A 17,017-nucleotide genomic window follows, 5' to 3' on the forward strand; every position below is an offset into this window, starting at 1 on the left:
TATTTTCTACCTGTTATAGTACAACACATAAAAAAAGCCCTATTGAATAATAGGGCTAGGCGCAACTTTATTTTTAGAATTTGTAGCTGTAACCAATGCTATAGATGACTGGATCTATATCTAGCTTGAACTTTGTTGTTCCATCTACATTCACTTCAGGGTTCAAATCTGCATAACGTACGTCAGCGAATACACCCCAGTTTTTTGCATCAGCTGGTTGGAAATTGAAACCTAACTGCGCTGCATAACCAAAATCTTCTTTTACACTTTGAACGCCTTGCTCATCCCAAGCAATAAATGCTGTTGCACCAAGACCAACATAAGGTGTAAATCCCGAGTTATTTTTAAAATGATATTTCGCAGTCAGTGTTGGTGGTAAATGTTTAATCGTCACTGCATCAGCGCCATTAATCAAAACATCATGGCGAACTGGTGTGGCTAATAATAATTCAGCAGAAATTTGATCATTAAAGAAATATTCCACCGAAGGGGTAAAAGCAAATTCATCATCGGCTTCCACTTTAGCTCCTCCTAGAGAGGCCACAGCGGTATCTTGCGTTGGAGAAATTGCAGATGCACCTAACTTAAGTTGCCATTCTCCTGCCAGTGCATTTGCAGACATTCCAAGCAAAACAATCAGTGCAATTTTATTTAACATTATTATAACCTCTGGAAGATTGATCTAAATAAACCACTATTTAAATATAATAAACATGTCAAAAATTAATATGCAACTCTTAAAATTTAAATAAAATACATTGTATTTATAAACAATTGATTACAATGATAATTTATTTTAAATCATACTAATTTAGTCAATTATAAAATCATCAATTATTTTAAATAAATTATTAATCATATTATTTTACTCGGGATTTTTTTATTTAAACCCACTACTTTAATCTGATTTAAAATAAAAAAGGCGATTATATTAATCGCCTTTTATTCAATCATTTTTTAAATATAGTTATAGCACCATTGCCGCGATCCAACCAAAAATCATCAATGGAATATTGAAATGAATAAATGTCGGAATCACACTGTCTTTCATATGGTCATGTTGACCATCCATATTCAAACCTGATGTTGGACCTAAAGTCGAGTCTGAAGCTGGAGAGCCTGCATCACCTAGAGCTGCAGCAGTACCTATGAGCGCAATTGTTGCTGCTGGACTAAAACCAAACTGAATACATAATGGGACATAAATGATTGCAAGAATTGGCACTGTGGAGAATGATGATCCTATACCTAGTGTAATTAACAACCCGATGAGTAACATCCAGAATGCTGCCCAACCTTGACTATCACCAATCCATGCGACTGAAGCTTCCACTAGAGTCGGAACCTGACCAGTAGCGCCGATCACGGCTGCAAAACCTTGTGCTGCGATCATAATAAAACCCACGAGTGCCATCATACGCATACCAGTAATGATGACATCGTCAGCTTCTCTCCACTTGAAAATACCTGCACAGCTTAGGATCGCCACACCGACTAAACCAGCTAAAATCATCGAATCAGAATACAATTGCACTGCAAGCGTTGCTAAAACAGCACCCCCCGCCATATAAATCGTAAATTTAGAAACCTCCGGTCTCGCAGAACCTTCTTGAACACCCATTTCACCCGAAATGCTTTGTGGTTGTTCTTCGACATGAATGTCACGATATTCTCGTGGTTTACGATAGCTATAAAACACTGCGATTAATAAACCTACGAACATCCCAAACACAGGAATCGCCATCGCAGAAGGGATTTGATCATAATCAATTTGGAAGCCAAGTGGTTCACCAAAAGTATTGATGTTTTGACCTAAAATATCATTTAGGAAAATTGCACCAAAACCGACTGGGATCAACATATAAGTTGCACATAAACCAAATGTGAGTAGACATGCAACCAATCGTCGATCAAGCTTTAAATGGTTGAATACCATCAATAATGGTGGAATCAATACAGGAATAAAAGCAATATGCACGGGAATTACGTTTTGAGAACAAACAGCCGCTATTGCAACCGTTGCAAAGATGGCATATTTGACACGATTTTGTATTTTAAGATTAGCCTCACCTTTAAGTGAATTAATCATTTTATATGCTAGAAGATCTGGCAAACCTGAACGAGCCAAAGTTAAGGCAAATGCACCAAGTACACCATAAGCTAAAGCAATCTGGGCACCCTTGCCCAAACCACCATTAAACGCTTCCATAGTGCCTTGTAAACCAAGACCAGCCAATAGGCCTCCTGTTACAGCACCAATGATCAGTGCAAATACCACAGGCACACGAGCCAAAGAGAGGCCAAACATGACCCCAATGGCAGCAAGAATTGCAAACATAAGAAATAGGAATCAGACAAAAAAACTATTTTATCAGAATTTGTTTGTAATAAATCTGCTCATCAGGGGTTGAAACCTTCACTCGTCAGATTCTATTCGCCTTGCGCATTTTTTTTTGCAAATTGTTTAATATACGATGCGATCTCTTGTGCACGACTTAAAACTGCCCAGTGATTCGCATCTACCTCAACACGTTCAAAACCTGTCGCCCATTTTGGAATTTCGTCAATCAACTCTGGACTTACATATTTATCGCGTTTTAAGACTACCGCTTGAACGGGGCAAATCGCATGACGTTGACGAGGCATCATTAGACGTGGAATAAAGTTTGCCCGATACAGTGCCACACCATACTCACCATCCTTAGAGATATTTTGGTTTACAGGTAAGCCTTTTGTATCTTCAAGAATTTCAAATATTTTGCCCCAGCGATCTGGATTGAGAAAATTCCACATCGTCGGTGCAACTACGGGTAGCTGAAATAGTACGATGTACCAAGACTTAATCAATTGCTTAAAGAACTTTGGTTTTTGATGTTTGAATTGTTCACGCATCCAATAAGCAGCATGGTCCAAGCATGGTCCAGATATAGTGGTATATGAAAGAATACGACCTTTAAATTTAGATTCTGTTACGGATTCCCATGTTTGAATTGAGCCCCAATCGTGTGCTGCCACATGAAAGTTTCGATTTGGCAACAGACGATTTACCACACTCTCCAAATCCAAAGACAGTTGAGCTAATGCATAAGCGCGAATCTTTTTCGGTAAGCTCGATTGACCAGCGCCACGCACATCATAAGTTACAACAAAATAATCTTCGATTAAATTCGAAATGATTGGTTCCCATACTTCTTGATTGTCTGGATAACCATGCACAAGCACCAATGCCGGCTTATTCCGATCTCCCCATGTTTTAGCATAGAGTTTTTGTTGATCTGTCGTGTTAATCCAATGCGATTCAAATTGCATAATATGCTCAACCTTTTTTGTTATTGATTGACCGTTTTCTTGGTCTACGATGATTTTCGATCAATGCCAGAATATTTTTTGTACTTTAGTATGCTAACTAATGAAATAAAAATAATTGACCTAAATGAGTATTTTGAAAAAGCTAACGACAATTCCGTTAATCTCCAAGTATATGTTTAATAGCTTTGCACCCTTTCAAGGCGCAGGCATTACTATCGATAAAATCGACTTAAAAAATCATCATATTCGTGTAAAAATGCCACTTACACGAAAAAATAAAAATATTGTGGGTGTCCACTTTGGCGGTAGCCTTTATTCTATGGTTGACCCATTCTATATGACATTACTCATGTATCACTTAGGTGATAAATATATTGTTTGGGATAAGGCTGCAAGCATCGATTTTTTAACTCCTGGTCGTAGCACTGTTTATGCAGATATCCGCATTGATTCCAGTGAAATACAACTCATCAAAGAGCTCGCTAGCAATCATGCTCCTGTTTACCGTAGCTATACTGTGAATATTATGGATGAATCAGGCTTACGGATCGCAGAAGTTCACAAAACTGTGTATATCCGTCGCAAGAAGGCAAAAGCCACACGTTTCCGTTAATAAAAAAAGCGCTCTATGAGCGCTTTTTTTTATCACTTTAGCAAATTAACGATTATTTTGTTCTATCGCTTTTGCTCTATCGCTGCTCCTGCACCGCCGCCAATTGCACCACCAATTGCAGCGCCAGAGTTACCACCAAAAATACTTTTACCGACTGCAGACCCGATTGCACCGCCTACACCACTATAAGTGGCATTACGATCTGAGCCCCCTTGAGCTTTACTACCTATAGCGGCACCTGCACCACCACCAAGCGTTGCACCAACACCACCACCAACATTATTACCAACACCACCACCAAGTGCGCCACCTGCAGCAGCTGCACCAATACGCTGTTGATTCGGCGTCATGCTTTCACAACCTGCAAGTAGCATTGTAGATACGGTTGCCATCGCCATGACAGCTGTTAACTTTTTCATCTTGATGTCCCTCTTTGTCTATTTATATAAGCATATCGCGATCTAGAGAATAAAATTTTCAATTTCTGTTACAAGACAACGCGAAAATGATGCTATTTGTAAAGAGTTTTTTTCAAAATAGATATTTAGCCTCAAATTCACATTATCAAACTCAATAAAAAAAGGCACCCGTAGGTGCCTTCTTAATTCAGTTTAGATTAAAACTGATCTTCATTTAATGCTTGTGAGAACGCTTGGTCAACTTCAGAGAAGTCATTAACCAATTCGTGCTCAGCAGCTTCTGCTTCTTGACGACGACGCTCTAAGTGGTAAGCCAAGCCTGTACCCGCTGGGATCAAGCGACCAACAACCACGTTTTCTTTTAGACCGCGTAAATCATCTTCTTTACCTGTTACAGCAGCTTCAGTTAACACACGTGTTGTTTCCTGGAACGATGCAGCAGAAATGAACGAGTCAGTAGAAAGTGAAGCTTTCGTGATACCCATCAATTGACGTTCAAACTTCGCAGGGAACTTGTTCTGAGCAAGTACTGCTTGGTTTTCTTGGACAACACGGATGTAATCCACTTGCTCGCCTTTGATGAAGCTTGTATCACCACCATCGATGATCTCAACTTTACGCAACATTTGACGTACGATGACTTCAATGTGCTTATCGTTGATTTTTACACCTTGGAGACGATATACGTCTTGAACTTCATTCACGATGTAGTTCGTAAGTGCAACTTCGCCTTTCAAACGTAAGATGTCATGTGGGTTTTGCGGACCATCAGAAATCGTTTCACCACGGTTCACATGCTCACCTTCGAACACGTTAATCGTACGCCACTTAGGAATTAACTCTTCGTAAATCTCTGAGCCATCATCCGGTGTGATCACCAAACGATTCTTACCTTTAGTTTCTTTACCAAAGCTTACAACACCTGAAACTTCTGCAAGGATCGCATGTTCTTTCGGCTTACGTGCTTCAAACAAGTCAGCTACACGTGGAAGACCACCGGTAATATCACGAGTACGTGAAGTTTCTTGAGGTACACGACCAATTACATCACCCACACCAATTGTTTCGCCATCTCGGACAGTCACAATTGTATTTTGTGGTAAGAAGTAGAACTGTTCACCACCATCAACTGTATCTAATACAATCGCTGGACGTAAGTCTTTACCAGAAGCTGGACGAGACGTTACAGGTAAAATTTCAACTGTCGTCATACCAGTTGCATCATCTGTTTTCGAGGTTGCAGTTACACCATCAGCGATTTGGCTGAAACGTGCTTTACCAGCAACTTCTGTTACCAATGGATGCGTATGCGGATCCCAAGTCGCTACAATACCGCCAGCTTCTACCGCACCACCATCTTTAATCAAGATTGAGGCACCGTAAGGAAGTTTATAACGCTCACGCTCACGACCGATGTCATCAGTGATACCAATCTCACCAGAACGAGAAACAGACACTAAGTGACCTTTAGCGTGTTGAACTGTCTTCACATTATGGAAACGGACAAAGCCTGCATTACGTACTTGAACACTGTTCGCAGCAGAAGTTCGGCTCGCAGCACCACCCACGTGGAATGTACGCATCGTTAACTGTGTACCTGGCTCACCAATGGATTGAGCAGCCATTACACCCACTGATTCACCTGGATTCACCAAGTGACCACGTGCAAGGTCACGACCATAACATTTCGCACATACACCAAAAGTAGATGCACAGTTTACTACTGAACGCACTTTAACTTCATCGACACCTTGCTCTTCTAGGTAGTTTGCAAGTTTCTCATCGATGAGTGTATTACGTGGCAGTACTACTTCATCAGAACCTGGTCGCTTCGCATCTTCAGCTAATACACGACCAAGCACACGAGTACCTAAGTTCTCGATAACATCACCACCTTGAATGAATGGCGTCATTACGAGACCGTCAAAAGTACCGCAATCTGGCTCAGTAATCACTAAGTCTTGCGCTACGTCTACAAGACGACGTGTCAAGTAACCCGAGTTCGCTGTCTTCAATGCTGTATCGGCCAAACCTTTACGTGCACCGTGTGTTGAAATGAAGTACTGAAGTACGGTCAAACCTTCACGGAAGTTCGCTTTAATTGGTGTCTCAATAATCGAGCCATCCGGTTTTGCCATCAAACCACGCATACCTGCAAGCTGACGAATCTGTGCTGCACTACCACGGGCACCAGAATCAGACATCATGTAGATGGAGTTGAATGATTTTTGTTTCTCATCTTCGCCCTGTTTGTTCTTAACAGTCGTGTAAGACAAGTTATCCATCATCGCTTTCGCTACTTGGTCATTTGTACGTGCCCAAATATCGACAACTTTGTTATAACGTTCACCGGCAGTTACGAAACCTTGTTCGAACTGTTGCTCAATTTCACGAACTTCAACTTCAGCTTTCTCGATGATTGAATACTTCGCAGGTGGAATCACCATGTCTTCCATACCAACAGACACGCCTGAACGTGTTGCTTGACGGAAACCGAGGTACATCAATTGGTCAGCAAAAATAACAGTATCTTTCAAACCAAGCTTACGGTAGCAAGAGTTGATCAATTTAGAGATGTTCTTTTTGGTCATCTCAACGTTGATTTGCTCGAAGCTTAAACCTTCTGGCACAACTTCCCAAAGTAAACAACGGCCTGGCGTTGTATCAACGATAATCGTTTGTTGCTCACGCTCACCATTTTCATTGATCACAGTTTGATGTACACGAGCTTTAACGCGAGCATGTAAATCAACTTGACCTGTTGCAAGCGCACGGTTTACTTCGTGAGTATCTGCGAACACCATGCCTTCACCTTTGGCATTGATTGCATCACGCGTGATGTAATACAAGCCTAAGACAACGTCTTGCGATGGAACGATGATTGGTTCACCGTTTGCTGGAGACAAGATGTTGTTCGTTGACATCATTAACGCACGAGCTTCTAATTGAGCTTCAAGTGTTAATGGAACGTGTACCGCCATTTGGTCACCATCGAAGTCGGCGTTGAACGCAGCACATACGAGTGGGTGTAGACGGATCGCTTTACCTTCGATCAATACAGGTTCAAATGCTTGAAGACCTAAACGGTGAAGTGTTGGCGCACGGTTCAACATCACTGGATGTTGACGAATCACAGATGCAAGAACGTCCCAAACTTCTGGAGTCTCACGCTCAACCATTTTCTTCGCAGCTTTAATGGTAGTTGCTTGGCCAGACGCTTGTAATTTCGCGAAAATAAACGGCTTGAATAACTCAAGTGCCATTTTCTTAGGAAGACCACATTGGTGAAGACGTAAAGTAGGACCTACAGTAATTACCGAACGACCAGAATAGTCAACACGCTTACCAAGTAAGTTCTGACGGAAACGACCTTGTTTACCTTTGATCATGTCTGCCAAAGATTTAAGAGGACGTTTGTTCGAACCAGTAATTGCACGACCACGACGACCGTTATCTAACAATGCATCTACAGACTCTTGTAACATACGTTTTTCGTTACGTACGATGATATCTGGAGCAGCTAGATCAAGAAGACGCTTTAAACGGTTGTTACGGTTAATCACACGACGATAAAGATCGTTCAAATCAGATGTCGCGAAACGACCACCTTCAAGTGGTACAAGCGGACGAAGATCTGGTGGAAGTACTGGAAGTACAGTCAACACCATCCATTCTGGTTTGTTATTCGACTCTTTGAACGCTTCCATTAACTTCAAACGCTTAGATGCTTTCTTAAGCTTCGTTTCAGAAGTTGTATTTGGAATTTCTTCACGTAAACGAGAAATCTCAGCTTCAAGATCGATGTCTTTCAACAAATCTTGAACTGCTTCAGCACCCATTTTCGCAGTGAATTCATCACCGTGCTCTTCTAATGCTGTGAAGTATTCTTCGTCATTCAGAAGTTGGTATTTCTCAAATGGCGTCATACCAGGATCTGTTACAACGTAAGATTCGAAATACAATACACGTTCGATATCACGTAGCGTCATGTCTAAAAGAAGACCGATACGGCTAGGCAGTGATTTTAAGAACCAAATGTGTGCAACTGGTGAAGCAAGCTCAATGTGACCCATACGCTCACGACGAACTTTCGCAGTTGTTACTTCAACGCCACATTTTTCACAAATGACACCTTTGTATTTCATACGCTTGTATTTACCACACAAGCATTCGTAATCTTTTACTGGACCAAAAATTTTGGCACAGAATAAACCATCACGTTCAGGTTTGAACGTACGATAGTTAATTGTCTCTGGCTTTTTAACTTCACCATGAGACCATGACTTAATCATTTCTGGTGACGCAAGACCAATACGGATGCGATCAAACTCTACAGGAGCATGACCGTCTGAATCCGTCTTTTTGCGCATGATATCGAGCAAGTCTTTCAATTTTTTTCTCCGTGTGTTGTGGAGATTTTCACTTCACAACTGGGTCACAAATATTGTTTTTTAACTGAATTGGTAATCTCCCCTAACCCCTCTTTTTTAAAGAGGGGTTAGTCTCCCCCTTATCAAAGGGGGATTGAGGGGGATTTAGTCACCATTTTTCAGTTCAATGTTGATACCTAAAGAACGGATCTCTTTGGTCAATACGTTGAACGATTCAGGCATACCTGGGTCCATATAATGGTTACCATCTACAATGTTCTTATAGATACGGGTACGACCCTCAACGTCATCCGACTTCACAGTCAGCATTTCTTGAAGCGTATAAGCTGCGCCATATGCTTCGAGTGCCCAGACCTCCATCTCACCGAAACGCTGACCACCGAATTGTGCTTTACCACCAAGCGGCTGTTGCGTTACAAGCGAGTAAGAACCTGTAGAACGCGCATGCATCTTGTCATCAACCAAGTGGTTCAATTTCAACATGTACATGTAACCTACAGTTACAGGACGGTCAAAACGTTCACCAGTACGGCCATCATACAGTACTGTCTGACCAGTACGTGAAAGACCAGATAGTTCTAATAACTCTTTGATTTGACCTTCTTCGGCACCGTCAAATACTGGTGTTGCAAGTGGAACACCTTTACGGAGGTTGCCTGAAAGTGCCAAGATTTCATCATCAGTTAAGCTATCAAGATCTTCTTGCTCGCCACCAACTTTGTTGTAAATCTTGTCTAAGAATTCACGAAGTTCAAGTACAGTACGTTGTTCTTTCAACATTTGATCGATCTTGTCACCAAGACCTTTCGCAGCCATACCCAAGTGAGTTTCAAGAATCTGACCCACGTTCATACGTGAAGGTACACCTAGTGGGTTCAATACGATATCTACTGGAACACCATTCGCATCATGTGGCATGTCTTCAACTGGCAAGATGTTTGATACAACACCTTTGTTACCATGACGACCCGCCATCTTATCACCAGGCTGAATACGACGTTTTACTGCTAGGTAAACTTTAACAACTTTCAATACGCCAGTTGTTAACTCATCACCTGTAGAAAGCTTGCGTTTTTTCTCAGCGAATTTCTCATCAATTTCAAGACTCTTCTCTTTCAAGAATACTTGAATTTGAGTTAAACGCTCCGCGATGCCTTCATCTACTGGTTGGATATCAAGTAGATCAACAAGTTCTAGATTTGAAAGAACTTCATCAGTTAACTTATCGCCACGTTTTGTTGTACCGCCGCCATTAGACTCTTGACCATTCAACAAACGTACAACGCGCTCACGTGCAGCTTCTTCGAAGATTTTGTATTCTTCTTTCAAATCTTTACGGTATGCATCAAGTTGAGCTTTTTCAATCGCTTGAGCACGTTCGTCTTTCTCGATACCATCACGAGTAAACACTTGAACGTCGATAACTGTACCCTTCGTACCAGATGGAACACGAAGTGAAGAGTCTTTCACATCAGCTGCTTTTTCACCAAAGATTGCACGAAGCAATTTTTCTTCAGGAGTCAACTGCGTTTCGCCCTTAGGTGTTACTTTACCAACTAAGATGTCGCCAGCAGTTACTTCAGCACCGATATAGACAATACCTGATTCATCAAGCTTAGAAAGTGCAGCCTCACCTACGTTCGGGATATCAGCAGTAATTTCTTCTGAACCAAGTTTAGTATCACGCGCGACACAAGAGAGTTCTTGAATGTGAATAGACGTCAAACGATCTTCTTGAAGAACACGCTCAGATAATAAGATCGAGTCTTCGTAGTTATAACCGTTCCAAGTCATGAACGCGACACGCATGTTTTGACCAAGTGCCAATTCACCGCCATCAGTTGATGGACCATCAGCAAGTACATCACCACGACCAACTTTGTCGCCTAGGTTCACAAGCACTTTTTGGTTGATACATGTGTTTTGGTTCGAACGTGTGTACTTGATCAAGTTGTAGATATCTACACCTGCTTCACCCGCAACCATTTCATCTTCATTCACACGAATAACGACACGAGATGCATCTACGTATTCAATACGTCCACCACGTTTCGCGATCACACACACGCCTGAGTCATGCGCCACGTTCGCTTCCATACCTGTACCAACAAGAGGCTTGTCAGCAATCAGCGTAGGAACAGCCTGACGTTGCATGTTTGAACCCATTAATGCACGGTTCGCATCATCGTGTTCAAGGAATGGAATCAGTGACGCAGCCACAGAAACAACCTGCTGAGCAGATACGTCCATGTGCGTTACTTTTTCTGGCGGCATACGTACGAAGTCACCTTGGTGACGAACAGATACGAACTCTTCTGTTAAGTTGCCATCTTTATCCAATTGAGAATCGGCCTGTGCAATCACAGTACCTACTTCTTCAATTGCTGATAAATATTCAACTTCATCCGTTACACGGCCATCAACAACTTTACGATATGGAGTTTCTAAGAAACCAAAGCTATTCGCTTTCGCATATACAGATAATGAGTTGATCAAACCAATGTTTGGACCTTCAGGCGTTTCAATTGGACAAACACGACCGTAGTGAGTTTGATGTACGTCACGTACTTCGAAGCCCGCACGTTCACGTGTTAAACCACCTGGACCTAATGCTGATACACGACGTTTGTGTGTAATTTCAGACAATGGGTTGTTTTGATCCATGAACTGAGATAACTGGCTTGAACCAAAGAATTCTTTGATTGCAGCCGCTACTGGTTTTGCATTGATCAAGTCTTGTGGAGACAAGTTATCTGTCTCTGCTTGTGATAAACGCTCTTTCACAGCACGTTCAACACGAACTAGACCAACACGGAATTGATTTTCTGTCATTTCGCCAACAGAACGTACGCGACGGTTACCTAGGTGGTCGATATCATCGACTTCACCTTTACCGTTACGGATTTCAACCAGTGTTTTTAATACGTCAATGATGTCATCGTTTGAAAGAATACCTTCAACTTCACGTGACTTCTGATCTGTACCCACTTCGTAAGGACGACCTAAACGACGGTTGAACTTCATACGACCGACTGGTGATAAATCATAACGTTCAGAAGAGAAGAACAAGTTATTGAATAAGTTTTCTGCAGCTTCTTTCGTTGGTGGCTCACCTGGACGCATTACCTTGTAAATTTCTACAAGTGCTTCTTCACGACCAGAAGTCGTATCAGCACGTAATGAATCAGCTACGAATGAACCGCGATCGATATCGTTGGTATAAAGTACGTTAAATTGCTTAACGCCACCTTCAGCGATTTTAACCATAACTTCATGGCTAAGAACCGTGTTTGCAGCAATCACATCACCATTGTGTAATGTAATATCTTCAGCAGTAATACGCTCATATAAATATTCATCAGGTACTGGAAGTTTAGTTAAGCCTGCAGCTTCCATTTGACGAACATGACGCGCATTAATACGTTTACCTTGCTCAACGATTGTCTTACCGTCATTGTCTGTGATATCAAATTGTGCCATTTCGCCACGCAGACGCTCTGGAACCAAGTCAATTTGATAGCTGCCCATGTCTAGATATACAGGAACCTTTTCATAGAACATGTCTAGAATTTGTTCGTTTGTATAGTTCAAGGCACGAAGAATCACAGTCGCAAGTAACTTACGACGACGGTCAATACGAACGTATACTAAATCTTTAGCATCAAACTCAAAGTCTAACCATGAACCACGGTAAGGAATGATACGTGCTGAATAAAGCACCTTACCACTTGAATGCGTCTTACCCTTGTCATGATCAAAGAACACACCAGGTGAACGATGTAATTGAGATACGATTACACGCTCAGTACCATTGATCACGAACGTACCATTCTGTGTCATAAGTGGCATTTCACCCATGTACACTTCTTGTTCACGTACGTCTTTAATTGATTTCGTTTCGCGATCCTTAATGATCAAACGAATTTTTACGCGCATTGGTGCCGCATAAGTTGAGCCACGAAGAATACATTCGCGAACGTCAAACTCTGGTTTACCAAGGCTATACTCAACGAATTCTAAAGCAGCATTCCCAGAATAACTTTCAATTGGAAAAACTGAACGAAATGCGGCTTGGAGACCGATATCTTCGCGGTTTTTTGGTGTTTTGCCATCTTGAAGGAACGTTCTGTACGAGTCGACTTGAATCGCGAGCAGGTACGGAGCATCCATCACTTGGGGCAATTTACCAAAATTCTTACGGATCCGTTTCTTTTCGGTATATGAGTATGCCATCTGGAGTCCTCGGAAAGTAAACTAAACCCGCCTGCAGAACGGGTCTAGAAGGAATTACGCAGGTCGATATGACCACCACTTTGTTCAAATGCTGCAATGTTCAGTGGTATTAAAACGCTTAACAATATTTTTAAACATGGAAAAATATTGGTAAGCGTTTGATTTTATTCAATTATAGTTAGTATTGATGATTTTTACATCAAGTTAACAAAAATCGAGCCGATAATTGTAACGCAAAAAGGCTGATGACCCAAGAGCCATCAGCCAATTTTTGGGGTCAAATTAATAATGACCCCATGGCGAAATTACTTAACAGTAACTTGAGCACCAGCTTCTTCAAGTTTCTTCTTAAGTTCTTCAGCTTCTTCTTTAGAAACACCTTCTTTAAGAAGAGCTGGAGCGCCTTCAACTAAATCTTTAGCTTCTTTAAGACCAAGACCAGTAGCTTCACGAACTGCTTTAATTACAGCAACTTTGTTAGCACCGAAAGAAGTCAACTCTACATTGAATTCAGTTTGTTCTTCAGCAGCAGCAGCGCCAGCACCTGGAGCAGCAGCTACAGCTACAGCAGCAGCAGATACATTGAATTTCTCTTCAAAAGCAGAGATAAGTTCAACAAGTTCAAGAACAGTTTTTTCAGCAACTGCGTTTAAGATTTCTTCGTTAGTTAAAGCCATGAGAATAACTCCAAATGGATATTGAATGGTGTGGAAATTGATTTATTAAGCTTAAGCAGCTTCTGACTCGTTTTTCTCTTTGAGCGCAGTAATAAGGCGACCCAATTTCGAAATAGGAGCTTGAAGAACATTTGCAAGCATAGTAAGCGCTTTTTCTTGGTTCGGAAGGTTCGCGATTACGCTAACTTCAGCACCTTGATAAACCTTGCCATCGAATGCAGCAGCTTTAAGTTCAAATGCTTTATTAGTTTTAGCAAATTCTTCAAACAAACGAGCAGCTGCGCCCATGTCGTCTTCAGAAGTCGAGAAAGCTAAAATTGTTGGGCCAACAAGGTTGTCGTTCAAGATATCGAACTGAGTATCTTGAAGAGCACGTTTAGCTAAAGTATTACGCACGATACGTGTAGTAACACCTAGTTTACGCGCTTCAACACGAAGAGCAGTTAATTGCTCAACAGTTAAACCTTGGTAGTCAGCAACAACAGCAGTGAAAGCAGTAGAAGCAACAGCGTTAACTTCAGCTACGATCTGTTTTTTGTCTTCGATAAGAAGAGCCATTGTAAAACCTCCTAACGGTGATTTATGTACTCACGCGAAGTACACTCCCAGTTCGTTAACTCATCACTGAGTCAACACGCGGAGGATGAACTAAATCACACCACCGCGTCTACGCAGGCTGGAATATTAAGAGCGAAGCATAAAACTCCCCTCGCCTGAGGTCTTTGACGCTGATAAATTCTCATTTACCAATTCAAAGTTTGCCTAAGTTCGCAAGAAATCCAAAACCGGTATCTTGCGTAAGATTTGAAGCAGCGCTTCAAATCTTACTCAGGGCTTTAAAATTCTGTCTAAGTTAAACTTAGTTAGAAACGTTAGTTACATCAATAGTAAGACCAGGACCCATAGTTGAGCTTAAAGTGATCTTTTTGATATAAACACCTTTAGAAGTTGCAGGTTTTGCTTTCTTAAGGTCAGCTACAAGAGCTTCAACGTTTTGACGAACAGCTTCAGCAGTGAAACCTACTTGACCGATCGCAGCATGGATGATACCCGCTTTGTCTACACGGTAACGTGCTTGACCAGCTTTTGCATTTTTAACTGCAGTTGCTACGTCAGGAGTTACAGTACCCACTTTAGGGTTTGGCATTAAGCCACGTGGACCAAGGATTGTACCTAACTTACCTACAACGCGCATTGCATCTGGAGCAGCAATCACTACGTCAAAGTCAAGGTTACCCGCTTGAATGCTTTCAGCAAGGTCATCAAAACCAACTACGTCCGCGCCTTCAGCTTTAGCAGCTTCAGCAGCAGCGCCTTGAGCAAACACAGCTACACGTACAGTTTTACCAGTACCTGCAGGAAGTGTAGTCGCGCCACGAACAACTTGGTCAGATTTACGAGGATCAACACCTAGATTTACAGCTACATCCAAAGATTCTTTGAATTTAGCAGCTGGAAGGCTAGAAAGTACTGCTACAGCTTCTTCCAAAGTATAAACTTTGTTCGCTTCTACAGCAGCTGCAATCGCTTTTTGACGTTTAGTTAATTTAGCCATGTCTTAAAGCTCCACTTCCAAGCCCATAGAACGTGCAGAACCAGCAATGGTACGTACACGCGCGTCTAAGTCAGCACCAGTTAAATCTGGTTCTTTAGTAGTCGCGATCTCTTCTAATTGAGCACGAGTCAACTTACCAACTTTAGTTTTGTTAGGTACAGCTGAACCCTTTTGGATACCAGCAGCTTTCTTAAGAAGAATAGCAGCAGGCGGAGTTTTCATGATAAATGTGAACGACTTGTCGTTGTACACAGTGATCACTACAGGAATCGGAAGACCAGCTTCAAGTTTTTGTGTAGCAGCATTGAATTCTTTACAGAATGCCATGATGTTTACACCACGTTGACCTAGTGCAGGACCGATTGGTGGAGATGGATTCGCTTTACCAGCTGGAACTTGCAGCTTGATATAGCCGTCAATCTTCTTAGCCATTTCAATTACCTCTGGGTACAAACGCCGATTAAGGCTCCCCAATATTTACAAGTAACGATACCGTTACAACAACAATGCCCGATTAATCAAATCGGGCGTTTTCAACCAATTCAGATTAAATTGTTTTTTCGACTTGTCGAAATTCCAATTCAACTTGAGTTGGTCGATTGAATACATTAATCGTCAACGTTAAGCGTGACTTTTCGTACTGAACTTCTTCCACCACACCTTTAAAGTCTGTGAATGGACCATCAGTAACCAATAATTCTTCGCCTGGCTCGAACATTGTCTTAGGACGAGGTGCTTCGCCAGTATTGCGTACACGTGCAAGAATCGCGTCAGCTTCTTTTTGCGTAATTGGGGCAGGCTTTTCTGCCGTACCACCAATAAATCCGAGCACTTTTGGACATTCTTTAACAATGTGCCAAGTATCGTCATTCATTTCCATTTCAACTAACACATAGCCTGGAAAGAATTTACGCTCTGACTTACGTTTCTTACCATCCTTCATCTCTACCACTTCTTCGGTAGGAACAAGGACTTCACCAAAGCTATCGGCAACAGCGCTACGCTGGATTCGATCATTAAGCGAACGCATCACTTGTTTTTCATAACCTGAATAGGCATGAATAATGTACCAACGTTTCATAGCTCTTTTACCCGATAATAAACTTCATCAACCAACTAATAATGTAATCAAAACACCATAAACCAATAGCGGTGATTACAACAACAAGTAACACTTGCCATGATGCAGTTACTGTTTCTTGCTTTGTTGGCCAAATCACTCGACGCAGTTCAATGCGTGAGTCTTTCAACAAACGAACAAAGCCTTTGCCTTGATGGGTGGCGTATAATAAACCTAAAGCCACAACGATACAAGCCAAAATTACCCCAACACGCACCCAAATATTGTTTGCGGGAACCCAATATGCTGGAAGATGTTGATTTACCATAAGTGCACCAGCAAGTAATGCCAATGCAATAATCCATAAAATCACGTCAACTGGTGAACCAGATTTAACGACTTCAGCGGAATTGTTTCTTTGAGGAATTGGCGCGTCGCTTAATGCGTCACGCGATTTATCATTCGACATTTTTGTACTCGTCGTTGAATTCGCGACTTATTATATGACCAGTTTAGCCAGCATCAAGCTTTTTATCAAAAATAATTTGGCAGGCCAGGAGGGACTCGAACCCCCAACATTCGGTTTTGGAGACCGACGCTCTACCAATTGAACTACTGACCTATAACAAAACCGAGAATCGAAACTCTCGGTTTTCGTTTGTACTTCTATTATGCAGTTACTTTAGCAACAACACCAGCACCAACTGTACGACCACCTTCACGGATCGCAAAACGTAGACCTGGGTCCATTGCGATTGGG

General features: G+C 41.7%; 14 protein-coding genes and 1 tRNA gene. 1 reads left to right on the forward strand and 14 read right to left on the reverse strand.

Features of this window, described 5'->3' with window-relative positions; translation table 11 throughout:
* Positions 1-73 precede the first annotated feature (73 nt).
* From AC1M9B_RS07945 to AC1M9B_RS07955, 3 genes are all read right to left on the reverse strand, one after another.
* The gene (locus AC1M9B_RS07945; protein ID WP_481597494.1) at positions 74-658 is read right to left on the reverse strand and encodes an OmpW/AlkL family protein; all 585 of its coding nucleotides are present in this window, start codon (positions 656-658) and stop codon (positions 74-76) included.
* A gap of 309 nt (positions 659-967) precedes the next feature.
* Positions 968-2,338 (reverse strand): Na+/H+ antiporter family protein, encoded by a 1,371-nt coding sequence (locus AC1M9B_RS07950; RefSeq protein WP_179998816.1) that lies wholly within the window; start codon positions 2,336-2,338, stop codon positions 968-970.
* Positions 2,339-2,430: 92 nt separating this feature from the next.
* Entirely contained in the window at positions 2,431-3,309 is an 879-nt protein-coding gene (locus tag AC1M9B_RS07955; protein ID WP_481592360.1) for an alpha/beta fold hydrolase, read from the reverse strand.
* 124 nt (positions 3,310-3,433) lie between these two features.
* On the opposite strand from AC1M9B_RS07955, the gene AC1M9B_RS07960 reads away from it, so the two are divergent.
* On the forward strand, positions 3,434-3,922 hold the full coding sequence (locus tag AC1M9B_RS07960; RefSeq protein ID WP_481592361.1) for a DUF4442 domain-containing protein: 489 nt from the start codon (positions 3,434-3,436) through the stop codon (positions 3,920-3,922).
* Between the two features lie 62 nt (positions 3,923-3,984).
* Here the strand turns inward: AC1M9B_RS07960 and AC1M9B_RS07965 are convergent, their stop codons facing one another.
* From AC1M9B_RS07965 to AC1M9B_RS08015, 11 genes are all read right to left on the reverse strand, one after another.
* On the reverse strand, positions 3,985-4,341 hold the full coding sequence (locus AC1M9B_RS07965) for a DNA transfer protein p32 (protein WP_481592362.1): 357 nt from the start codon (positions 4,339-4,341) through the stop codon (positions 3,985-3,987).
* Positions 4,342-4,538: 197 nt separating this feature from the next.
* Positions 4,539-8,732, reverse strand: a complete 4,194-nt coding sequence (gene rpoC, locus AC1M9B_RS07970) for a DNA-directed RNA polymerase subunit beta' (protein WP_035265945.1) — start codon at positions 8,730-8,732, stop codon at positions 4,539-4,541.
* Between the two features lie 144 nt (positions 8,733-8,876).
* Positions 8,877-12,965: a DNA-directed RNA polymerase subunit beta gene (gene rpoB / locus AC1M9B_RS07975; protein WP_481590119.1), complete on the reverse strand. Its 4,089-nt coding sequence runs from the start codon at positions 12,963-12,965 to the stop codon at positions 8,877-8,879.
* 305 nt (positions 12,966-13,270) lie between these two features.
* Positions 13,271-13,642, reverse strand: coding sequence for a 50S ribosomal protein L7/L12 (gene rplL / locus AC1M9B_RS07980; RefSeq protein WP_035265942.1), 372 nt, complete (start codon positions 13,640-13,642; stop codon positions 13,271-13,273).
* A gap of 51 nt (positions 13,643-13,693) precedes the next feature.
* Positions 13,694-14,200 carry a 50S ribosomal protein L10 gene (gene rplJ, locus AC1M9B_RS07985; RefSeq protein WP_035265941.1) on the reverse strand — a complete coding sequence of 169 codons (507 nt, stop codon included), beginning with the start codon at positions 14,198-14,200 and terminating at the stop codon, positions 13,694-13,696.
* Between the two features lie 301 nt (positions 14,201-14,501).
* Positions 14,502-15,197 (reverse strand): 50S ribosomal protein L1, encoded by a 696-nt coding sequence (rplA, locus tag AC1M9B_RS07990; RefSeq protein ID WP_035265940.1) that lies wholly within the window; start codon positions 15,195-15,197, stop codon positions 14,502-14,504.
* Positions 15,198-15,200: 3 nt separating this feature from the next.
* Positions 15,201-15,629, reverse strand: coding sequence for a 50S ribosomal protein L11 (gene rplK / locus AC1M9B_RS07995; RefSeq protein WP_004813566.1), 429 nt, complete (start codon positions 15,627-15,629; stop codon positions 15,201-15,203).
* A gap of 115 nt (positions 15,630-15,744) precedes the next feature.
* A complete protein-coding gene (nusG, locus tag AC1M9B_RS08000) occupies positions 15,745-16,278 on the reverse strand; it encodes a transcription termination/antitermination protein NusG (protein WP_035265938.1) in 534 nt (177 codons plus the stop codon).
* A 7-nt stretch (positions 16,279-16,285) separates the two neighbouring features.
* Entirely contained in the window at positions 16,286-16,726 is a 441-nt protein-coding gene (gene secE / locus AC1M9B_RS08005) for a preprotein translocase subunit SecE (protein WP_035265936.1), read from the reverse strand.
* A 77-nt stretch (positions 16,727-16,803) separates the two neighbouring features.
* Positions 16,804-16,879, reverse strand: a tRNA-Trp gene (locus tag AC1M9B_RS08010).
* A 47-nt stretch (positions 16,880-16,926) separates the two neighbouring features.
* The coding region (locus AC1M9B_RS08015) for an EF-Tu C-terminal domain-related protein (RefSeq protein ID WP_019509660.1) at positions 16,927-17,017 on the reverse strand (91 nt) is incomplete at its 5' end.

The sequence above is a fragment of the Acinetobacter sp. ANC_7513 genome, from assembly GCF_056779915.1.